The sequence below is a fragment of the Pseudosulfitobacter sp. DSM 107133 genome, from assembly GCF_022788695.1.
In the GTDB taxonomy this organism is placed as follows: Bacteria; Pseudomonadota; Alphaproteobacteria; order Rhodobacterales; family Rhodobacteraceae; genus Pseudosulfitobacter.
In genome coordinates, this window is the sequence record NZ_CP085154.1 from 1,622,763 (window position 1) to 1,643,879 (window position 21,117).

General features: G+C 61.1%; 23 protein-coding genes. 9 read left to right on the forward strand and 14 right to left on the reverse strand.

Features of this window, described 5'->3' with window-relative positions; translation table 11 throughout:
• Positions 1–7 precede the first annotated feature (7 nt).
• From DSM107133_RS07970 to DSM107133_RS07995, 6 genes are all read right to left on the reverse strand, one after another.
• Positions 8–982: a transketolase gene (locus DSM107133_RS07970; RefSeq protein WP_240310394.1), complete on the reverse strand. Its 975-nt coding sequence runs from the start codon at positions 980–982 to the stop codon at positions 8–10.
• Complete coding sequence (locus DSM107133_RS07975; RefSeq protein WP_114292044.1) at positions 979–2,106, reverse strand: AI-2E family transporter; 1,128 nt, start codon at positions 2,104–2,106, stop codon at positions 979–981. Before DSM107133_RS07975 ends, DSM107133_RS07970 begins: the two co-directional genes overlap by 4 nt.
• Positions 2,107–2,179: 73 nt before the next feature.
• A complete protein-coding gene (gene mmsB, locus DSM107133_RS07980; RefSeq protein ID WP_114292045.1) occupies positions 2,180–3,052 on the reverse strand; it encodes a 3-hydroxyisobutyrate dehydrogenase in 873 nt (290 codons plus the stop codon).
• Positions 3,049–4,095: an enoyl-CoA hydratase/isomerase family protein gene (locus DSM107133_RS07985; RefSeq protein WP_114292046.1), complete on the reverse strand. Its 1,047-nt coding sequence runs from the start codon at positions 4,093–4,095 to the stop codon at positions 3,049–3,051. Before DSM107133_RS07985 ends, mmsB begins: the two co-directional genes overlap by 4 nt.
• On the reverse strand, positions 4,092–5,234 hold the full coding sequence (locus tag DSM107133_RS07990; protein WP_114292047.1) for an acyl-CoA dehydrogenase family protein: 1,143 nt from the start codon (positions 5,232–5,234) through the stop codon (positions 4,092–4,094). The genes DSM107133_RS07985 and DSM107133_RS07990 overlap by 4 nt, the downstream gene beginning before the upstream one ends.
• Positions 5,235–5,418: 184 nt before the next feature.
• Positions 5,419–6,918 carry a CoA-acylating methylmalonate-semialdehyde dehydrogenase gene (locus DSM107133_RS07995; protein ID WP_114292048.1) on the reverse strand — a complete coding sequence of 500 codons (1,500 nt, stop codon included), beginning with the start codon at positions 6,916–6,918 and terminating at the stop codon, positions 5,419–5,421.
• Between the two features lie 124 nt (positions 6,919–7,042).
• Between DSM107133_RS07995 and DSM107133_RS08000 the strand changes: the two genes are divergently transcribed.
• The 5 genes from DSM107133_RS08000 (at position 7,043) to DSM107133_RS08020 (ending at position 11,195) form a co-directional block, all read left to right on the forward strand.
• Positions 7,043–7,942 (forward strand): LysR family transcriptional regulator, encoded by a 900-nt coding sequence (locus DSM107133_RS08000; protein WP_114292049.1) that lies wholly within the window; start codon positions 7,043–7,045, stop codon positions 7,940–7,942.
• Positions 7,943–8,005: 63 nt separating this feature from the next.
• On the forward strand, positions 8,006–8,440 hold the full coding sequence (locus tag DSM107133_RS08005; RefSeq protein ID WP_114292050.1) for a CBS domain-containing protein: 435 nt from the start codon (positions 8,006–8,008) through the stop codon (positions 8,438–8,440).
• A 107-nt stretch (positions 8,441–8,547) separates the two neighbouring features.
• Positions 8,548–9,042, forward strand: coding sequence for a pantetheine-phosphate adenylyltransferase (gene coaD / locus DSM107133_RS08010; protein WP_114292051.1), 495 nt, complete (start codon positions 8,548–8,550; stop codon positions 9,040–9,042).
• 36 nt (positions 9,043–9,078) lie between these two features.
• Positions 9,079–10,413, forward strand: coding sequence for a L,D-transpeptidase family protein (locus DSM107133_RS08015; RefSeq protein WP_240310396.1), 1,335 nt, complete (start codon positions 9,079–9,081; stop codon positions 10,411–10,413).
• Entirely contained in the window at positions 10,410–11,195 is a 786-nt protein-coding gene (locus DSM107133_RS08020; RefSeq protein ID WP_114292052.1) for an extensin family protein, read from the forward strand. Before DSM107133_RS08015 ends, DSM107133_RS08020 begins: the two co-directional genes overlap by 4 nt.
• Here DSM107133_RS08020 and gap (DSM107133_RS08025) read toward each other — a convergent pair whose 3' ends face one another.
• The 3 genes from gap (DSM107133_RS08025) to gap (DSM107133_RS08035) all read right to left on the reverse strand — a co-directional run bounded on the left by gap (DSM107133_RS08025) (position 11,196) and on the right by gap (DSM107133_RS08035) (position 13,530).
• Positions 11,196–12,194, reverse strand: a complete 999-nt coding sequence (gene gap, locus DSM107133_RS08025) for a type I glyceraldehyde-3-phosphate dehydrogenase (protein WP_114292053.1) — start codon at positions 12,192–12,194, stop codon at positions 11,196–11,198.
• 113 nt (positions 12,195–12,307) lie between these two features.
• A complete protein-coding gene (locus DSM107133_RS08030; RefSeq protein WP_205387753.1) occupies positions 12,308–12,451 on the reverse strand; it encodes a hypothetical protein in 144 nt (47 codons plus the stop codon).
• A 77-nt stretch (positions 12,452–12,528) separates the two neighbouring features.
• Positions 12,529–13,530: a type I glyceraldehyde-3-phosphate dehydrogenase gene (gap, locus tag DSM107133_RS08035; RefSeq protein ID WP_114292054.1), complete on the reverse strand. Its 1,002-nt coding sequence runs from the start codon at positions 13,528–13,530 to the stop codon at positions 12,529–12,531.
• Between the two features lie 173 nt (positions 13,531–13,703).
• Between gap (DSM107133_RS08035) and DSM107133_RS08040 the strand changes: the two genes are divergently transcribed.
• Both DSM107133_RS08040 and DSM107133_RS08045 read left to right on the forward strand, forming a co-directional pair.
• Positions 13,704–14,684 carry a DUF808 domain-containing protein gene (locus DSM107133_RS08040; protein WP_114292055.1) on the forward strand — a complete coding sequence of 327 codons (981 nt, stop codon included), beginning with the start codon at positions 13,704–13,706 and terminating at the stop codon, positions 14,682–14,684.
• A 146-nt stretch (positions 14,685–14,830) separates the two neighbouring features.
• Positions 14,831–15,799, forward strand: coding sequence for an EamA family transporter (locus DSM107133_RS08045; RefSeq protein WP_243253592.1), 969 nt, complete (start codon positions 14,831–14,833; stop codon positions 15,797–15,799).
• Positions 15,800–16,104: 305 nt separating this feature from the next.
• Here DSM107133_RS08045 and tkt read toward each other — a convergent pair whose 3' ends face one another.
• Positions 16,105–18,123 carry a transketolase gene (gene tkt, locus DSM107133_RS08050; protein WP_114292058.1) on the reverse strand — a complete coding sequence of 673 codons (2,019 nt, stop codon included), beginning with the start codon at positions 18,121–18,123 and terminating at the stop codon, positions 16,105–16,107.
• A gap of 260 nt (positions 18,124–18,383) precedes the next feature.
• Here tkt and DSM107133_RS08055 point away from each other — a divergent pair, with 260 nt between their 5' ends.
• Positions 18,384–18,932 (forward strand): hypothetical protein, encoded by a 549-nt coding sequence (locus DSM107133_RS08055; protein WP_205387754.1) that lies wholly within the window; start codon positions 18,384–18,386, stop codon positions 18,930–18,932.
• Positions 18,932–19,336, forward strand: coding sequence for a cell division protein ZapA (locus DSM107133_RS08060; protein ID WP_114292059.1), 405 nt, complete (start codon positions 18,932–18,934; stop codon positions 19,334–19,336). The genes DSM107133_RS08055 and DSM107133_RS08060 overlap by 1 nt, the downstream gene beginning before the upstream one ends.
• A 203-nt stretch (positions 19,337–19,539) precedes the next feature.
• Here DSM107133_RS08060 and DSM107133_RS08065 read toward each other — a convergent pair whose 3' ends face one another.
• From DSM107133_RS08065 to DSM107133_RS08080, 4 genes are all read right to left on the reverse strand, one after another.
• Positions 19,540–20,058, reverse strand: a complete 519-nt coding sequence (locus DSM107133_RS08065; protein ID WP_114292091.1) for a GNAT family N-acetyltransferase — start codon at positions 20,056–20,058, stop codon at positions 19,540–19,542.
• A gap of 120 nt (positions 20,059–20,178) precedes the next feature.
• On the reverse strand, positions 20,179–20,541 hold the full coding sequence (gene grxD / locus DSM107133_RS08070) for a Grx4 family monothiol glutaredoxin (protein ID WP_114292060.1): 363 nt from the start codon (positions 20,539–20,541) through the stop codon (positions 20,179–20,181).
• A complete protein-coding gene (locus tag DSM107133_RS08075) occupies positions 20,538–20,783 on the reverse strand; it encodes a hypothetical protein (protein WP_114292061.1) in 246 nt (81 codons plus the stop codon). Before DSM107133_RS08075 ends, grxD begins: the two co-directional genes overlap by 4 nt.
• A gap of 6 nt (positions 20,784–20,789) precedes the next feature.
• Positions 20,790–21,032 (reverse strand): BolA family transcriptional regulator, encoded by a 243-nt coding sequence (locus DSM107133_RS08080; protein WP_114292062.1) that lies wholly within the window; start codon positions 21,030–21,032, stop codon positions 20,790–20,792.
• Between the last annotated feature and the right edge of the window lie 85 nt (positions 21,033–21,117).

Below are 21,117 nucleotides of genomic sequence, written 5' to 3' on the forward strand. Positions count from 1 at the left end.
GCGTCATCTACAGGACGGCACGGGCGATGCGGATCAGTTGCAGCGTTTCAAATGCGTCATCGTCCAGTGACAGAACCTCGCCGTTGACCACCGAATAGTTATAGCCTCGCTGCGGGCTGGGCAGGCCGTACAGGCGCTGCATTTCGGCCTGTGTCAGCGCGGCGGTCGGGGCCGGACGCACGCCGGTGGCCAGATCAACAACGCGCGACAAGTTGTTGACTTTCAACAATGTGTCATATTCTTCGGTGTCCAGAAGAACTGGCATCCCGTCGATCAGCGCATAGCGTTTGCCGTAAGGTGCAGGTGCCAGATTGAACAGATTGGCAATCTGGGTCGAATTCAGCAGCAAGTCGTCATAGGGCTGAATGTCACGGTCTCGGTATACGCGGGTACGATCCCGCAGCAACCCGTCATAATAACCATCGTCGTGATCGATCCACTGGTCATAGGTGACACCCTGTTTCGCCAGTCCGGGCGGAACGCAGGGCGGGTCTTTCTTGGCCAGACCGGGCGGGCAGTTGAGATAACGCAGGCGGGTGTCGTCGGGAATTTCTGCATAGGCCGTGTCCAGCCCCAACAGCACAAGCGGCAACGCCCCCAGCAGCACGCGCAAATCGCGGTCTTTGGGGGCTTGAACGTTCAGAACCTCGCGCGCGATGCGGTCCAGATCGGTGCGGTCGCGGGACTTGCGGGCGTGTTTGTGGTCGTAGTCATGTTGCGCTTTGACCTTGTGATCCTTGTCCTTCTTGGCGCCTTTGTCGGCCTTGTGGTCCTTGTCTTTGCCGTGACCTTTCCCCTTGGCCTTTTTATGGTCTTTGTCTTTCCCATGGCCTTTGCCCGGGTTTTCCTTGTCATTCTTCACCCGCAAAACCGGACCCTTCGCGATCTGTACGCTGGGGATGGCGGTGGCGGCCTGAATGGGCAGGGCAAAGCCGCTGCTGGCAACAGCAAGTGAGGTGGCAAGTGCAAATATCTGTTTCATTTGACTTTTCTTCCATTTCTCAGGATTTCAAGATCCATGTGGTTTGCCACAGTGGCATCGCTGTCTTGGGCGTCACCCAGAAAACGCCCCAGATGGCGCATTGGTTCAATCTCGTCGAGAATAATCTTGGCGACGATCAGCAGCGGAACCGCCACGATCATGCCGATCACCGACCAGATATAGGCAAAAAAGGCGACAACCAGAAACAACACAGGTGCATTCAGGTGCATCCGGCGCGAAATCAGCAGGGGCGTGACAAGCTGCCCTTCGATGCTGGTACAGCCCATGTAGACCGCAAAGACCAGCAACGGTGTCCAAAGGGCTCCGAACTGCGCAGAGGCCACCAGCGCGGCGATACAGGCCCCGGCCAGACCGCCGAAATAGGGGATGAAGTTCAACGCAAAGGCCATGACGCCGATAGCGATATACTGGTTGACCCCCAGCGCAAACATCGCACCGCCAATGGCCAGACCCAACCCGGCGTTGATCAGCGTGATACCACCCAGATAGCGCCCCAAACGGCGCTCAATTGTGGCGACGATTTCCAATGCGCGGGTTTTATCGGCGGTGTGCGCGATGTTTTCGATGGCCCGCTGCAAGAAGAAATCACCCGAGCTGAGCAGGAAGAACAGCAACAGCACCGCAAACAGCAACTGGCTGACCAGCTGTGGCGCAAGGGTCAGGATGTGACGCGCCGAGGTGTCTTTGTCGACCACGGCCACCTCGACGGTTTCCTTCTCTGATCCATCGCTGTTTTCAATCATGTTATCAACCGCTTCAGCGGCTTCTGCCACGGCCCTGATGGTATCGCTCTGGGTTGCGCCGATGCGGTCTTGCAGGTTCTCGATCAGGTTCGGCACATCGCGCACCATCATGCTGACGGGCGACGAGAAATAGAACAGTGACAGGGCAATCAGGCTGATGATCAGCCCGGTGAACCCGATGGCGACCAGCCCGCTGGGCAGACCCAGACGTTCAAGCCCGCGCCGCGGACGGCTGAGCACGAAATAAGCCAGAATGGCGGCGGTCACAGGGATCAGGAAAGAGGCTGCGTGAACCAGCCCGTAGATCAGCAGGATCAAAAAGATTCCGATGATCGGCAAGGCCACGGATTTCTGGTTCATGATTGCGCTGCCCCCCCGGACGCTTGGTTAAGGGGACAACGCAGGATGTGGTCAAAGAGTTCCCTTTGCGGGTTCAGCCGCGCCCGCGCGCCGCAAAACGTGGCAGCATGGCGCTGAAATCACGGCCTTTGCCGCCTTCGTCCTCGACAAAGCTTTTGTACAGCGCCAGCGCCAGTTGCCCCATCGGGGTATCGGCATCGGCGGCTTCGGCCGCTTGCTGGCTCAGGCCCAGGTCTTTTAGCATCAGTTCGGCAGCAAAGCCGGGGGTATAGTCATTGTCGGCAGGCGATTGCGGCCCGACACCGGGGGCGGGGCAATAGGCGTTCATGCTCCACGAATAGCCCGACGAGGTGCTGACCACGTCGAACATCTTCTGCCGCTCCAGCCCCAGCTTGTCGGCCAGTGCAAAGGCCTCGCAGGTGGCGATCATGGTCGCGCCCAGGATCATGTTGTTGCAGATCTTGGCCGCCTGTCCCGCACCGGATGCACCGCAATGCACGGCCTTCTGGCCCATGATGTCGAACAGCGGTTCCGCCTTGGCAAAGGCTGCATCGCTGCCACCGGCCATGAAGGTCAGCGTGCCACCAGCCGCGCCGCCAATGCCGCCCGAAACCGGGGCGTCCACGGCCAGAAGCCCCGCTTTTTCAGCGTCCTGCGCCACGGCGCGGGCGCTGTCCACGTCCACGGTGGAACAGTCGATGAAACAGGCCCCCTTGGGCATCAGCGGGATGATTTGCGCGGCGACATCGCGCAGGATTGCACCGTTGGGCAACATGGTGATGACCACGTCCATACCTGCGGCGGCGCCGTCAATGCTGGTGGCAACAGCGGCCCCTTCGGCGGTGGTGCCTGCGACGTCAAAGCCGGTGACCGCATGGCCCGCTTTGGCCAGATTGGCCGCCATCGGCGCGCCCATGTTGCCAAGGCCGATAAATCCGATCTTCATGTCTGTGTTCCTCCCAATTTCAATGCCATGTCACCCAGCGGGCGCAGCATCTTGCTGACCGCGCTCGGCGGTACGTCGGTGTCTGCATATTGCCAGTTCGGGCTGCGGTCCTTGTCGATGATCGCAGCGCGGATGCCTTCCAGGAAATCGCCATGCTCCATTGCGCGGGCGGTAAAGCGGTATTCCAGATCCAGCGCCTTTTCGATGGTCAGCGACGGGCCGCGCAGACGGTGCAGCGCTTCGATGGTACAGGCCATCGACAGCGGGCTGTTGCGGCCCAGTGATTTCAGGGCTGCGCGGGCAAAATCGCTGTCCCCGGCGTTGAGCGACCGCAGGATGTCGCCCAGACCCTCGCCGCCAAAGTGGCGGTTGATGTCGTCCATTTGCGTTTGCAGGGGGCCGGTTTCGGGCGTTTCTGCCGCCTGTTCCAGCAGGGTGATGTCGCCGGTGGATTCAAGCTGTGCAATCAGGTCTGTCCACTTTAGCTGTGCAATGTAACTGTCAGCAAAACCTGAGAAAATCGCATCCGATGGCCCCATGCGCGACGCCGTGGTGCCCAGATATTCACCCAGCCGCCCCGGTGCCAGCGCCAGCATCAGCGTGCCGCCCACGTCGGGGATCAGGCCGATGCCGACCTCGGGCATGGCGATCTGGGTGCTTTCGCCCACGATCCGGTGCGAGCCGTGACAGCCGATGCCCACGCCGCCACCCATCACAAACCCTTGCAGAAAGCTGACCACAGGTTTGGGATAGGCGAAAATCTTGGCGTTCAGGCGGTATTCATCGGCCCAGAATTTCTGGCCATAGGCGAAATCACCCTTGCGCCCCGTGGCGTAAAGATCGGCAATATCACCGCCCGAACAGAACGCGCGGTCGCCCTCGGCGTCGATCACCACCAGCTGCACCGCATCGTCATCACGCCAGCGGTCCAGCGCGTCTTCGATGGCCAGACACATGTCATAGGTCATCGCGTTCAACGCCCTGGGGCGGGTCAGGGTGATGCGGCCGGCAAGGCCGGTGATGCGGATGGAAATATCGCTCATCGGTTTTTCAGCATGTCACGGGCCACGATCACGCGCATGATCTCGTTGGTGCCTTCAAGGATCTGGTGAACCCGCAGATCGCGCACCAGTTTTTCGATGCCGTAGTCAGCCAGATAGCCATAACCGCCATGCAGTTGCAGACATTGGTCGACCACTTTCGATCCGGTTTCGGTCACGAATTTTTTGGCCATGGCGCAAAACTTGGTGGCGTCTGGCGCGCCCTGATCCAGTTTCCACGCGGCTTGCCGCAGGAAGACGCGGGCGGCTTGCAGCTCGATTTCCATATCCGCCAGCCGCCATTGCAGCCCCTGGAACTGGTCGATGCTCTGGCCGAATGCCTTGCGCTCACCCATGTAGTTCAGCGTGGCGGTCAGGGCGGTTTGCGCAGCCCCCAGTGAACAGGCAGAAATGTTCAGGCGCCCGCCGTCCAGCCCCATCATCGCGTATTTGAAACCTTTGCCTTCTTCGCCCACCAGATTGTCGGCAGAGATTTTGCAATCGTCGAACTGCACCTGCGATGTGGGTTGCGAGCGCCAGCCCATCTTGTCCTCAAGCGCGCCAAAGCTCAGCCCTGCAGTGCCGTTTTCGACATAGACCGTGCTGACGCCAGCGGCGCCCGCATCGCCCGTGCGCACCATGCAGACATAGGCATCGGAATAGCCGCCGCCCGAGATGAACGCCTTGGAACCGTTCAGCGTATAGCCTTCGTTGGTGCGTTCGGCGCGGGTTTTCAGCGCCACAGCGTCCGAGCCGGAGCCGGGTTCGGTCAGGCAATAGCTGAGCACGGTGTTCATCGTCAGCACATCGGGCAGCACGCGGGCCTTCATTTCGTCGCTGGCAAAGCTGTCGATCATGCGCGCGCACATATTGTGGATGGACAGGAAGGCCGCAACAGACGGGCAGGCCATGCTAAGTGCCTCGAACACCAAAGTGGCATCCAGACGGCCCAGACCGGCCCCGCCTGATTCCTCGGACACATACAGCCCGCCAAAGCCCAGTTCGCCCACTTGGGGCCACAGTTCCTTGGGGATGGTGCCCTGTGCTTCCCAGTCGCGGGCGTGGGGCGCGATGTTGTCCTGGCCAAAGGCATAGGCCATGTCGAAAATTGCGGATTGCTCTTCTGTCAGTGCGAAGTCCATCGCATCCTCCCTGATCGCCGAAATGAACGCTTGTTTAATAATCCAATGCCGCCCCTTTGGATGCAAGCCCTTTGTCGGGCTGGGCCGGCGGCCTGTGCGTCTGTCGCAGCGTTCCCCGACAGAGCAGGCTGTTGACGGCCCCGATGCCACTGGCACCGGAGCTAATCTTTGTTTTCGAACGGGTCTATTCCATCACGGGGATCGAGAATTCGCCGCCTTCCTTGATGCCCGAGGGCCAGCGCGCGGTCACGGTTTTGGTGCGTGTGTAGAATTTGAACGCATCCGGGCCGTGCTGGTTCAGGTCACCAAAGACCGATTTCTTCCAGCCGCCAAAGGTGTGATAGGCCAGCGGCACGGGGATCGGCACGTTGATACCGACCATGCCGATGTTGATCCGGTTGGCAAAGTCACGGGCAGCGTCGCCGTCACGGGTGAAGATCGCGGTGCCGTTGCCGTATTCGTGATCCATCGCCAGACCCAGCGCCTCTTCATAGTCCTGTGCGCGCACGCAGGTCAGCACGGGGCCAAAGATTTCCTGAGTGTAAATGTCCATGTCCTTGGTGGCATGGTCGAACAGGTGCGGGCCGACGAAATAGCCGTCTTCATAGCCTTGCAGTTTAAAGTCGCGGCCATCGACAACCAGTTTCGCGCCCTGGTCGATGCCGGTCTGCACCAGACGTTCGATGTTGGCCTTGGCCGCAGCGGTCACAACGGGGCCGTAATCCACGTCATTGCCTGCGGTATAGGGGCCGACCTTCAGCGCCTCGACGCGGGGGATCAGTTTTTCCATCAGGCGGTCGGCGGTTTCGTCGCCCACGGGCACGGCAACCGAGATGGCCATGCAGCGTTCGCCTGCCGCACCGTAACCGGCACCGATCAGCGCGTCGGCGGCCTGATCCATGTCGGCGTCAGGCATGATGATCATGTGGTTCTTCGCGCCGCCAAAGCATTGCACGCGTTTGCCGTTGGCGCAGCCGGTGGCATAGATGTATTCGGCAATCGGGGTCGAGCCGACAAAGCCCACCGACTGGATCACGTCGTGGTGCAGGATCGCGTCAACCGCTTCCTTGTCGCCGTTCACCACCTGAAGGATACCTTTGGGCAGGCCCGCTTCTTCCAGCAGTTCGGCCAGCATCAAGGGCACGGACGGATCACGCTCGGAGGGTTTGAGGATAAACGCGTTGCCGCAGGCGATGGCGGGCGCGAACATCCACATCGGTATCATGGCGGGGAAGTTGAAGGGGGTGATGCCCGCCGTCACACCCAGCGCCTGACGCATGGAATACATGTCGATGCCGGGGCCCGCGCTGTCGGTGTATTCACCTTTCAGCAGTTGCGGCGCGCCGATGCAGTATTCGACGACTTCCAGACCGCGCTGCACGTCACCGGCGGCGTCGGGCAGGGTCTTGCCGTGCTCGCGGCTCAGCGCTTCGGCCAGCTTGTCCATGTCGCGGTTCAGCAGGTCGACGAATTTCATCAGCACACGGGCGCGGCGCTGCGGGTTGGTCGCGGCCCATTTCGGTTGGGCGGCGGCGGCGTATTCAACGGCCTTGTTCAGCTCTTCGGCGCTGGCCAGCGGCACGCGGCCCTGAACTTCGCCGGTCGAGGGGTTCATGACGTCGGCAAAGCGGCCCGAGGTGCCTTTGACGTGTTCGCCGTTCAGATAGTGGGTCATCTCTTGCATGGGGGATCCTCCCGTTGGTGTTCCGTTGGGCGCACTGTAGGCTTGCAAAAACATAGGGAAAAGACGCATCTTTCCAAAACAGTATTGCATTTTTGCAAAATGAATCACCGCCAAGAGGATTGCTATGGAAGCCCACTGGGACGATTTGCGCCTGTTTCTGGCCATCGCACGCGAGGCGAGCCTGACAGCTGCGGGCAAAACACTGCGGTTGGACCCGGCCACGCTGGGCCGCCGCATGGTGCGGCTTGAGGCATCGCTGGGCGCGACATTGTTCGTGAAATCCCCCCAAGGTTACGCGCTGACCGAGGCAGGCGTGACCCTGCTGGACAAGGCCGAGGCGGCCGAGGCCGCGATGCGCGCAGCGACCTCGACCCTGTCGGGGGCACAGTCCGACCGGCTGACCGGGCAGGTGCGCATCGGGGCACCGGACGGCTGTGCCAACTATCTGATGCCGCAGGTTTGCGCCGATCTGGCCGACCGCCACCCCGATCTGGACATTCAGGTTGTGGCCCTGCCGCGTGTGTTCAACCTGTCAAGGCGCGAGGCCGATCTGGCCATCGGCGTCAGCGCACCCACCGCCGGACGTCTGACGGTGCAGAAAATCACCGATTACCGCCTGCATCTGGCCGCCGCTGACAGCTATCTGGCGCAGCACCCGCAGATCAGCACCACCGCCGATCTGCAAGGCCACCGTATTGTCGGCTATATCCCGGATATGATCTTTGACCGCGAGCTGGATTATCTGGCCGACATCGGCCTGCCGCGCACGGCGCTGGCGTCCAATTCGGTGTCGGTTCAGCTGAACCTGCTGCGGGCCGGCGGCGGGGTGGGAATCGTGCATGATTTCGCGCTGCCGGCCGCCCCCGGCCTGCGCCGGATTTTGACAGACCACATCAGCCTGACCCGTGCTTTTTACCTGATCCGCCATGCGGACGACCGCAACAATGCACGGCTGACCCGCTTTGCGGACGATCTGGTGGCAGGGCTGCGGGTGGAACTCGCACGGCTTGAGGCGCACGCTTGACACGAAAAGGGTTTGCGAGGACGATTGAATTATCAACCGCGTAACTTGCACATGAGGTTTTACATGCTTGTCCAAAATATCCTGCAATCGAAATCCAGTGACGCGGTTATCACGGTCAAACCCGGAACCAGTATTTCGGATGCAGCGAAATTACTGGCGCAATACAAGTTCGGCAGCGTGGTCGTGTCGAAAGACGGTACAACCGCCGACGGCATCCTGTCGGAACGTGACATCGTGCGTGAACTGGCGACGCGCGGGGCGGCCTGTCTGGCCGATCCGGTCGAGGCATATATGACAAGCAAACTGGTGACCTGCACCCGTCAGGACAGTGCCGACAGCGTCTTGCAAAGCATGTCCGAGGGGCGTTTTCGTCACATGCCGGTGGTGGAAGACGGCAAGTTGATTGGCCTGATCACCCAAGGTGACGTGGTCAAGGCGCGCCTGATGGAAGTGTCGATGGAAAAAGACGCGTTGCAAGGGATGATCATGGGGCATTGATGCCGCTTCGTCATCGGGAAATGACGCCGCGTCTTCGTGCTTGCATTCTTGTGTCCCAAGTGGTTGCTTGCCGCGAAATAATATTACCCTGACCACGGAGCACGCCCATGCGCGTTGGCCTTTACCCCGGCACATTCGACCCCATCACATTGGGACATATCGACATTATCCGCCGTGCGGCGTCGCTGGTCGACAGGCTGGTGATCGGCGTTGCGATCAATCGGGACAAGGGTCCGCTGTTCCGGCTGGAAGAGCGGGTCGCCATGATCGAGGCGGAATGTGCCAAACTGTCAGCGCAGACACAGACCGAAATTGTCGTGCATCCGTTTGAGAACCTGCTGATCACCTGTGCCGCCGATGTCGGTGCCCAGATGATCATTCGTGGTCTGCGGGCCGTTGCTGATTTCGAGTATGAATATCAGATGGTTGGCATGAATCGTCAGCTGAATGACGAGATCGAGACCGTGTTCCTGATGGCCGAAGCGCAGCATCAGGCGATTGCGTCGAAGCTGGTCAAGGAAATCGCGCGGCTGGACGGGGATGTCAGCAAGTTTGTGACACCGCAGGTCAATGCGGCGCTGATCACGAAGTTTTCAGGCTGACGCGGGAACTTGCCAGCCAGCGCAACGTTGGGTGGCATGTCACATGCATCGCACATCGTCCGTATCACCCTTTTGACGCTTCTGGCGTCTCCCTTGGTCGCTCAAACGACCACCACAACCACGCTTGACCCTGCGCCAACTGTTCCGCCCGCGGCGCAGGGTCAGACGGACCCTGCACCGATCATTCCGCCTGCGCCTCTGGCGCCCGCTGATCCGGTGCCGCAAGCGCGGGGCGTACCAAACAGCGGGATCATCCCGATGGCCGAATCCGCGCTGGACGAAGACGCGGGTGCAGAGTCGGGCCTGCCCAGCGTGTCCGATCTGTCCCGCGCCCTGTCCGAGAAGGAAAACAGGGAAAACGGTGTTATCGACGAAAACACTGTTCAAAACCCCATCGAACAAGTGCCGATCATCGGCCTTCCCGCACCGCAAAGTCCTGCGGCGCAAACCCCAATTCTGCCAGCCCAGCCTGTAACAGCCGCCACCGTCAACGCGGCCAGCTATCCCGGCGTCGGCGGGTTGCCCAAGGGGCGCAGCCCGGTCACGGTGAAGCTTCAGGTGTTGCTGGACCGCGCAGGCGTGTCGGTGTCGATCATTGACGGGGTCAATGGCGGTATGACCGAAAGCGCCCTGCGCGCCTACGAGGCCCGCATGGGGCTGCCGACGGATGGTATTCTGGATCGCGAGGTCTGGGACCTGCTGGGCGGCAACAACATCGACGTTTTTGTCAAACAATACACGATCACCCAGGCCGATACCCAAGGGCTGTCAGCCCCGTTGCCGCGTGACTATGGCGCATTGGCCAAGCTGGACCGCATGGGCTATACCAGTGTCCCTGAAAAACTGGCCGAGCGCTTTCACATGAGCGAGAATTTCCTGAAAACGATGAACCCCGGCGCCGGTTTCTATGCCGGTGAAACCATCGTGGTAACCGAACCGGGGCCAAAGGTGGTGGGGCAGGTGGCGCGCATCATTATCGACAAGTCGGACCGCCGGTTGATGGCGCTGGATGCGACAGGGCAAGAGATTGCTGACTATCCGGTGGCCATTGGCTCGACCAGTACACCCTCGCCGTCGGGCAGCATGACGGTCGAGGCCGTGGCGCTGGAACCGACCTATCATTATAATCCCAGCGTCAACTTCAAGCAGGGCAACAATGACAAACCGCTGACCCTGCCGCCGGGGCCGAACGGCCCTGTGGGGCTGGTGTGGATTGACCTGTCGAAACCCACCTACGGGATCCATGGCACGCCGGACCCTGCCAGCCTGTTCACCGCCCATTCACATGGCTGCGTGCGTATGGCCAACTGGGATGCGCAGGAGCTGGCGTCGCTGGTGAGCAAAGGCGTGACAGTCGAGTTTCGCGAATGATCCGTGGCTGGACCGTGGTGCTGGCGCTGTCTGCGGGCATGGCTTGGGGGCAGGGCGCGCCGGATGTGTCGCTGATACCGCCTCGCAAACCCGTTACCGAGGTCGAGGGCGCGACCGAGGTGTCCAGAACGCCGCCCGAGACTCCAGCGCCTCATGAAACGGAGGCAGTCGTAACGCAGACACCTCAGCCTCTGGCCCCGCCGGTCTGGCAAACCCTGCAAGAAACGGACGCGGCGTTCGTGTCGTGCCTCGGGGCGCTGAACGCTTTGGGGGCTGTCTATGCGCTGACTGATGCGCAAACCGGAGCAGACCGCGATTGTGGCATCGCCCTTCCGGTGCGTCTGTCGCAGCCCGTGGCGGGTGTCGACATGGCCGACCCCGCGCTGATGCGTTGTGAAACCGCCGTGGCTCTGGGCACTTGGCTGCGCGACTTTGTGCAACCTGCCGCGGCCACCCTGGACCGCGGTCCTGTGGTTACGCTGAGCAAGGGCAGTGGCTATCAGTGCCGTCGGCGCAACAATCAGTCCGATGGTCAACTGTCCGAGCACGCCTATGGCAATGCCATCGACATCACGGGTTTCGGTTTCAAGGACGGATCGCAGATCAAGGTGACACCCCGCGAGCGGGAAGGCTCGCGCGAGGAAAGCTTTCAGGACGCCGTGCGGGCGACGGCGTGCCTGTATTTCTCGACCGTTCTGGGGCCGGGCTCCGACGACGCGCACAACGACCATCTGCATCTGGACGTGATCGCCCGAGACGGCGGCTTTCGCCTTTGCCAGTGATTACTTCGCGTTGGCCATTGCCAGCGCGGTGTCCAGCATCCGGTTGGAAAAGCCCCATTCGTTGTCGTACCACGACAGGATGCGCACCAGCGTGCCGTTCTGCACATGGGTCTGGTCCAGTGCCACGGTTGAACTGGCGGGCGTGTGGTTGAAATCCACAGACACCAGCGGGCGCGCTTCGACCTGCAACACGCCGCCCGAGGCCTGGGCCGCTTTGGTCAACGCCGCGTTGACCGCAGCGATATCGGTTTCTTTCGACACTTCGACAGTCAGATCCACGCAGGACACGTTGGGCGTGGGCACCCTCAGCGAGGTGCCAAAGATCAGCCCGTCCAGTTCCGGCATCACCAGACCGATGGCCTTGGCCGCACCGGTCGAGGTGGGCACCATCGACAGCGCCGCCGCACGGCCCCGCGCCAGATCGCTGTTGGCGCGGTCGTGGGTGGGCTGGCCACCGGTATAGGCGTGGATCGTGGTCATGGTGCCGCGCAGAATGCCGAATTCTTCGTGCAACGCCTTGCACAGCGGCGCCAGACAGTTGGTGGTGCAGGATGCATTCGACACGATCCTGTCCGCAGCGGTCAGAATGTCGTGGTTGACGCCATAGACGATGGTTTTCATCTCGCCCTTGCCGGGGGCGGAAATCAGCACCTTGCCGCTGCCGTTTTTCAGATGAACGCCTGCGGTTTCATCGGTCTTGAAAATGCCGGTGCATTCCAGCGCAATGTCGACATCGCCCCAGTCCAGCTTGGCCGGATCACGTTCGGCGCTTATACGGATGGGGCCTGCGCCCACGTCCATCGTGTTGCCCGACAGGGTGACAGTGCCGTTATAGCGGCCATGGACGCTGTCGAATTCGAACAGATGCGCATTGGTGGCAGGCGGGGCCAGATCGTTGATCGCAACGACTTGCAGATCGTCCCCTCCGCGTTCCATCAGCGCGCGCAGCACATTGCGCCCGATGCGCCCAAAGCCGTTGATTGCAATTTTTGTCGGCATCCTGTGATCCCCCGTGTCCAAGTTAGCGCTAACATAGAAGGCAAGCCTGCGTTGTCAACAGCACATCAAGTTCACCTGATGTATCGCACAAAAAGCCGGCAAAAGGCAGCGGATCAGCGCCAGAAGGCCAACCATTCGATCAGGTCGAACAGTTCTTTGCCCAGAAACAACAGGTTTTCGCTGTCGTTGGCGAACATGTCATAGCCGATCCAGGCGAACAGGATGGCAGCCAGTATCAGCGACAGGGTGTTGGTCATCGGGGGCTATACTCGAAACAAAAAGGGGCAGGGCTGTTGTGACAGCCCCGCCCCGATCCCGCAAGTGGCGGAGATTTTTACGACAAACGGCCCATGGCCACGGCCACATCGGCCATCCGGCACGAGAACGCCCATTCGTTGTCATACCATGCCAGCACCCGCACCAGATTGCCGCCGGTAACCTTGGTCTGGTCGGGGGCAAAGATCGACGAATGTTCGGTGTGGTTGAAATCGACCGAGACTTTCTGTTCGTCGTCATAGGCCAGCACACGGCTCATCGGACCTTCGGATGCGGCCTTCATCGCGGCGTTCACTTCTTCGGCGGTCACATCGCGGCCTGCGATAAAGGTCAGGTCCACGGCCGAGACGTTCGGCGTGGGCACGCGCATGGCGGTGCCGTCCAGTTTGCCCGCCAGTTTCGGCAGCACCTCACCCAGCGCCTTGGCGGCACCGGTCGAGGTGGGGATGATGCTCATCGCGGCAGCGCGGGCGCGGTACAGATCGCTGTGGCGCTTGTCCAGTGTCGGCTGGTCGCCGGTATAGCTGTGGATGGTGGTCATCAGGCCGCTTTCGATGCCGAACGCATCGTCCAGCGCCTTGGCCAGCGGGGCCAGACAGTTGGTGGTGCACGACCCGTTGCTGACCATGCGGTCGATCTTGGTCAGTTCCTTGTCGTTGACGCCGTAGACCACGGTGCGGTCGACGTTCTTGCCGGGGGCCGACAGCAGAACCTTGCCCGCACCACGCTCAAGGTGTTTTTTCGCCTTGTGGCCGTCGTTGAACATGCCGGTGCATTCCAGCACAACGTCGCAGCCGTCCCAGTCCAGTGCGTCCATGTCATAGGTCGACATGACGTCGATCGGGCCACGGCCCAGATCCAATGTGTTCTCGCCGATCTCGACCATTCCGGGGAATGCGCCGTGTACCGAGTCGTATTTGATCAGGTGTGCGGCGCTTTTCAGCGGGCCAGTGGCGTTCAGTTTGACGACCTGAATGTCATTGCGTCCGCTTGCGGCGATGTGGGACAGGGTGCAGCGGCCGATGCGGCCAAACCCGTTGATGCCAACTCTGATGGTCATGTTCTGCGTCCTTTTGTGGGATGTTGGGCGCTGTATAGCGGCAGGCCGAATGCGGGGAAACACCTGAAAACAAGCCGTTAGCGATAAACCTGTGGCCCATTTGCTGCGTTTGCACGATTGTTTTTCCCGTGGCGGGTGTTAGCTCTGTATCCAGACACTTTGAAAGGAACGACATGAGCGGACTATTGGCCCTATTGGATGACGTGGCTGCGATTGCCAAAGTGGCCGCTGCATCGGTCGACGACGTGATCGGACAGGCCGCCAAGGCCAGTGCCAAAGCGGCGGGTGCGGTGATTGACGATGCCGCCGTGACACCGAAATATCTGACCGGCTTTGCCGCCGAGCGCGAATTGCCGATTATCTGGAAGATTGCCAAAGGATCGTTGCGCAACAAGCTGGTGTTCCTGTTGCCTGCGGGCCTGGCATTGAACCAGTTTGCGCCATGGGCGATCACGCCACTGCTGATGCTGGGCGGATGTTATCTGTGCTTCGAGGGGGCCGAGAAAATTGCCCATGCCTTGGGTGTCGGCGGGCACGGGCATACGGACCACCCCAAAGCGCAAGAAGTTCCCGATGATCCGGCCCATCTGGAAGAGGAAAAGGCCAAGGGGGCGATCAAGACCGATTTCATCCTGTCTGCCGAAATCATGACAATCGCACTGGCCGCGATCCCCCAAAGTACATTCTGGATGGAGGCCGCGACGCTGGCCGGTGCAGCGATCATCATCACATTGGTGGTTTACGGTTCGGTCGGGCTGATCGTGAAAGCCGATGATGTCGGGCTGGTCATGGCAAATCGCGCCCGGCTGGGCCTGACCCGTTCCTTGGGACGCGGGATCGTGCAGGCTATGCCTTGGGTGCTCAAGACGCTGCTGGTGGTCGGCACGGCGGCGATGCTGTGGGTGGGGGGCAATATCATCATCCACGGGCTCGAGGTTCTGGGCTATGACACGTTGGGGCACTTTACCCACGACTGGGCGGCGGCTGCCGCGCAAACGGTCAGCGAGACATGGCACGGGGCGGTTGAATGGGCGGCAAAGGCGGCGATGGACGGCGTGTTCGGGCTGGGCCTTGGGCTGGTGCTGATCCCCATTGGCGAAAAGGTGATTACACCGTTGTGGCGGGCGGTGTTTCATCGCAACAAGGCGGCTTGAGAGAGGCGTCGGGAGCATTTTATGACCGCAATTGGCTTCAGTCCCCCTGATCCTGTGCAGTGCGTCGCGACAATGCTGTTGTCTGACGTTGGCACCGTCGCCACCTGGGGCGACCCGATCGCCCGTCATATAGGTGTTGCAAGGCAATGCCCCGGCGACGCGGCGCGCGCCATCGCCAAGTTCCTGTTGAACGGGCGATGACCGCCGCGGTGCCGGCAGAATCGCAACGCGCGATTGGGGTCGCGGGGGCGCTGATTGCCGCGACGCTGTGGGGCACGACCGGCACGGCGGCCACCTTTGCGCCCGATGTGCCTGCGGTGGCCATCGGGGCGGCGGCAATGGGGATTGGCGGGCTGTTGCAGGCGCTGATTGCCATTGGCGGCATTCGCGCGGGCCTGCCCTTGTTTGCGCGGCATTGGCGCGTCTTGTTGGTGGGCGGTCTGTCGGTAGCGATCTATCCGCTGGCGTTCTATGCGTCGATGCGGCTGGCGGGGGTGACCATCGGCACGGTGATTTCCATCGGCTCGGCCCCGGCGATTTCGGCGCTGATCGAGAACCGTCTTGACGGCAGCCGTCTGACAACGCGTTGGGCCACCGGGGCGGCGCTGGGGGTGCTGGGGATGGGGCTGCTTGCCATTGCTGAGGGCGGGCCTGCGCAGACCACACCCGATGTGCCGCTTGGCGTGGTGCTGGGGCTGGTCGCGGGGGCAAGCTATGCGCTGTATTCCTGGTGCGCCCGGCGTCTGATGCAGCACGGGGTGCGCAACAGGGCAGCCATGGGGGCGACCTTTGGGCTTGGGGGGGCGCTGCTGATGCCGGTGCTGTTGCTGACAGGGGCGCCGTTTCTGGACAGCGCGACCAATCTGGCGGTGGGCGTCTATATGGCGCTTGTGCCGATGTTTCTGGGCTATGTGGCCTTTGGCGCGGCCCTGTCGCGGATTGCCAGCAGCCAGGCGACCACCATTTCGCTGTTCGAGCCTGTGGTGGCGGCCTTGCTGGCGATTGTGATCGTTGGTGAAAGGTTGCCACCGCTGGGCTGGCTGGGGGGCTGTCTGATCACCGCCTGCCTGTTCTGGACCGAAATGCCGCTGCCGCAGCGTTGGCGCAGGGTGTGATGTGTGGCCTCGGCCGGAGCTGAACTCGCACTCGCGCACCAAAGCCCGGAACAAGGCACGCAGTGCCGCCGGGCAGCGCCCAACCGCCCCCCGGTTGGGCGCTTCTTCACAGTATCGCGTTGCTTTATCTCCACGCCAAAGATGAGAAATTAAGTTGCCCACACCCATGTTGTGATGCCCACCCGCGGTCGGGCGCTGCCCTTAATGTCGAGATTACATATCCCGAAACGCGAAACGGGCCGGTCAGGGTGTTCCCGACCGGCCCGTTCATTTCTTTAACCTAACTTAGGGTCGCGACCTTCAGCTCAAAGAAGAGCTTTGGCCTTTGCCACGACGTTGTCAGCCGTAATCCCGAATTTATCGAACAGCTCTTCCGCAGGGGCCGATGCGCCAAAACGGTCCATGCCGACGAAATCGGCCTTGCCCGCACGACCCCGCTCGCCCAGCAACCACTGGTCCCAGCCCTGACGCACAGCCGCCTCGATGCCGATGCGCACGGCGCTGCCTGCGGGCAGGACGCGGCGGCGATAGGCTTCGTCCTGCTCGGCAAACAACTCCATGCAGGGCATGGAGACCACGCGGGTGCCGATCCCTTCGGCTTCCAGAACGTCGCGTGCCTTCAGCGCCACTTCGACCTCGGAACCGGTGGCAATCAGGATCACCTGACGTTTGCCGGTCGCTTCGGACAGAACATAGGCGCCCTGTGCGGTCAGGTTCTTGTTCTTGTGCTCGGTGCGCACGGTCGGCAGGCCCTGACGGGTCAGCGACAGAACCGACGGTGTGGTTTTCGACGTCAGCGCGATTTCCCAGGCTTCGGCTGTCTCGATGGTGTCGGCGGGGCGGAACACATAGGTGTTGGGCGTCGCGCGCGAAATCGCCAGATGCTCGACCGGCTGGTGGGTCGGGCCGTCTTCGCCCAGACCGATGCTGTCGTGGGTCATCACATAGACCGTCGGCACCTGCATCAACGCCGACAGGCGCATGGCGGGGCGGGCATAGTCGGTGAAACACATGAATGTGCCGCCATAGGGGCGCATGCCGCCGTGCAACACCATGCCGTTCATGGCCGAGGCCATGCCATGCTCGCGGATGCCCCAATAGACATAGCGGCCCTTGCGGTTGTCCACGTCGAACACACCCAGATCACCGGTCTTGGTGTTGTTCGAACCGGTCAGGTCGGCGCTGCCGCCAACGGTTTCGGGCATGATCGGGTTGATGACTTCCAGCACCTTTTCGCTGCTGGCACGGGTGGCGAGCTTGGGGGCGCTTTCCGACATCTGTTTTTTGAACGCCTTGATCGTGGCGCTCAGCTTTTTAGGAGCCTCCAACGCATAGGCGCGCTCGAACTGGGCGCGTTTGGCGTTGCTGATGGTTTCCATGCGCGCCTGCCAATCGGCGTGCTCGGCGGCACCGCGTTTGCCGATGGCTTCCCATGCCGCTTTGACATCGGCGGGGATTTCGAACGGGCCGGTGGTCCAGCCATAGGCGGCCTTGGCCGCCTGCAACTGCGCGGGGTCTGTCAGCGCGCCGTGACCTTTCGAGGTGTCTTGCGCCGCGTGGCCCAGGGCGATGTGCGTTTTGCACGCAATCATCGTGGGCTTGCTGCCCTTCTTGGCCTGCGTCAGGGCGGCGTCGATTTCGTCGGGGTTGTGGCCGTCGATCTCGATCACCTGCCAGCCGGCCGATTTGAAACGCGCCACCTGATCGGTGCGGTCGCTCAGTTCCACAGTGCCGTCGATGGTGATGTTGTTGTTGTCCCACATCACGATCAGCTTGCCCAGCTTGTGACGGCCCGCAAGGGTGATCGCCTCTTGGCTGACGCCTTCCATCAGGCAGCCGTCGCCCGCGATGACATAGGTATAGTGATCGACAACCTTGCGCCCGTATTGCGCGCGCTGCATTTCCTCGGCCATGGCGAAACCGACCGAATTGGCAATGCCCTGACCCAGCGGGCCGGTGGTTGTCTCAATCGCATCGGCCAGGAAGTTCTCGGGGTGGCCCGCGGTGCGTGCGCCCATCTGGCGGAAGTTCTTGATTTCTTCCAGCGGGAACTGTGCGTCGCCCACAAGGTGCAGCAGCGAATACAGCAGCATTGATCCGTGACCTGCCGACAGGATGAACCGGTCGCGGTCGGGCCAGTTGGGGGCAGAGGCATCAAATTTCAGGTGTTTTTCAAACAACACGGTGGCAACATCGGCCATGCCCATCGGCATGCCCGAGTGGCCGGAGTTGGCAGCAGCGACCGCGTCCAGTGTCAGCGCACGGATGGCGGTGGCTTTGGACCAGTGGTCGGGGTTGGCATTGGCAAGTTCTTTGAGATCCACAGTGGCAGTCCTTTGGCTGGAAATACGCGAGCTTGGTCCGCTCCATATCAGCCCAAGGGCAGGGGTCAAGCGCCGCAGGCCTGTAAGGGCGCTGCCAACATCAAAAGCCGCCTGCAAGTGTTTGATCGCAAAGAGGGCGCAATTTGATGTCTGTTTCGCTAGACTTTGCCTATTCAGGCTGCCCCAAGCGATTCGGCGGTGGCCAAAGCGTGAAAAACGATAGAGAAACGTTAGAAGCAGAACGCAAACAGGGACGACGGATGAGCGATATTATCGAGTTGCAGCGCCGGATCATGGCCGCGATGGACCGTGTGGCCAGCGGGCTGGGGGAATTGTCTGGTACTGGCGGGGGCGATGCGCAAACTCAACAGGCGCTGGACGAGGAAAAGGTCGTAAATGCCCAGCTGACGGAGCGTATCCGCGTCCTCAGCCAGCGCCATGAAAGTGATATGGCCAAGCTGCGCGATGCGACCGAAGACACGCAGGCAAAACTGGCGCGGCTTGATACCGACCTGCAACGGTTGCGCAAGGCCAACACACAGCTGTCTCAGTCCAATCAGGCGCTGCGCGATGCCAATGCCGCCGGCGTGGCCGAACCCCATCTGATCAACAAGGCGATGATGGCCGAGCTTGAGGCGCTGCGCGCAGCCCATGCTGCCGATCTGTCCGAAGCCAATACGATCATCGCGGCGATGACGCCGTTGCTGGAAGACGCGCCGGTTGAGGCTTTGAGCGACGAGGACGTGACAGCCACAGAAACGGCCCCAGAAACGGCCAGTGACGCCACAGTCAAAGAAGGAGATGTCTGATGCCCGAAGTGATCATTTCCATCGGTGGCCGTGATTTCGAAGTTGCTTGTCAGGAAGGTGAAGACACCTATCTGCAAGCCGCCGCCAGAATGCTGGACGAAGAGGCCAAGATCTTGTCGGCTCAGGTCGGCCGGATGCCCGAGGCGCGGATGTTGTTGATGGCGGGGCTGATGCTGGCCGACAAGACCGCAAGCATCGAGGACCGTGTGGCCGAGATTCAGGCAAAGCTGGAGGAACGCGAGGCCGAACTGGAAGGGCTGCGCAATCAGGTGATCGAGCCCGAGCGGATCGAGATTCCGGTGGTGCCGCAGTCGGTGACCGATACGCTGGCCGAACTGGCCGCACGGGCAGAATCGCTGGCCGAAGAGGTGCAGGAGCGGCTGGACGGGACCTATGAGGGGTAAATTACCTTTTATTCAGTGGTTTGTCCGCAATACCTCATCCGTTCGCTAAAGCGTGCCAAAGCCCGGAAGCAAGACACGCAGCGCCCGACCACCCGGACGGTCGCTGCCCTATGTTGCAAGGTCGTTCCGGGCTTTTTCAGACCTTCCTCACTTACCGAGAATGCAAGGCCTGCAGGCGTTTAGGGTCTGGACCCTAACATGCATTATTGAACTGAACCGAACCGATAGGCATAAACGTTGTTCAGATAGCCTTCGCCCTCGATACAAAAATGCGTCTCTCCGACTTTCTCAAAGCCTTGGGACAGGTAGAATGCGATGGCCGGATCATTTTCAGCATTGGTTGTCAGCCAGACAGATCCGGCATTGCAAGCGCGGCAATGGTCCAGCGCCGCATTCAAAAGACGCTTTCCGATCCCTTTGCCATGATGGCGCGGTTGCACATAGAATGTCGCAATCTCCATGTCCGAACACCCCTCTACGGGCGCCACGCTTGATGAGGCGATACATATAAATCCGTCGATCCCCTCTGCATTGTCGGAAACAAGGATGAACCGGTCAGGATCGTCGATCAGCGCCGCGATCTTCGCGGCGGTAAACTGTTCCAGAACGTAATCTGCGAAAAACGCGTTCACACCGCGTTTCAGATAGGTGCCAATCCAGACCTCGATCGAGATTGCTGCGATACTGGATGCATCTGATATGTCGGGCGCGCGCAAAGCCATCTGTCCAGAAAGGCCAAATTCGCGCGGATGTTCAAGGTCGATCTGCCGGTGACGCTTGCCCTCCAAAACGCAAAAGGGCCGGCGCAAGGCCAGCCCCTTCAACGTCGGTCTGAAACCGCCTCAGCCGTTGGCTTCGCGGATTTTTTCGGCAGCGTCCTTGTCATAGGCGACGCCGTTTTCTTCAAACAATGTGTCCAGCTCGCCCGACAGGGTCATTTCGGTGATGATGTCGCAACCGCCGACGAATTCGCCCTTGACGTAAAGCTGGGGGATCGTCGGCCAGTCGGAATAGTCCTTGATACCCTGACGGATACCATCGTCGGCCAGCACGTTCACATCGGCAAAATCGACGCCCATATAGTTCAGCACCCCCGCCACACGGCTGGAAAAGCCGCATTGTGGCATGGATTTGGTGCCCTTCATGAACAGCACGACGTCGTTGCTGGTCACGGTTTCTTTGATCTTGGTTGTTGCATCGGTCATTTGCGTTTGTTCCTTGGGACAAAGGTTTTTGCATATTCCTGCGGGTCGCGCGGCACCTTGAAGGTATAGGAGTGTCCGCCGCCGGCCCCGCCGGAGTGATAATTGGCCTCGATCTCGTGATAGCCCGTGCCGGGATCAGAGCCGCGTTCGCTGTCTTTATGGTGCCGGATCGATTGGGCCGCCCTGAGCACCGCAAACAGCAGCACCGCGCCGCTGATAATGATGATCAGGGTGAAATCCATGGCGGGCTACTCCGGCGCTTTGGTGGTCAGGGCCAGTGCGTGCAATTCGCCCTGGTTGCCGTCCATCTTGCCCTTGAGCGCGGCATAGACGGCGCGTTGCTGCTGCACGCGGTTCTGGCCTTTGAAAGACGCATCAATCACCTCGGCGGCATAGTGGTTGCCGTCCCCCGCAAGGTCGGTGATCGTGATCTTGGCGTCAGGAAAGGACGACCGGATCAGGTCTTCGATATCCTTGGCTTGCATGGCCATTTGCGGCTCTCCAGTCTGGTCTTGGTGTTCCCCCTAGATTTAGGGGCCATAGCGGCGCGGCGCAAGCGACTAAGCTTGCGGGCGG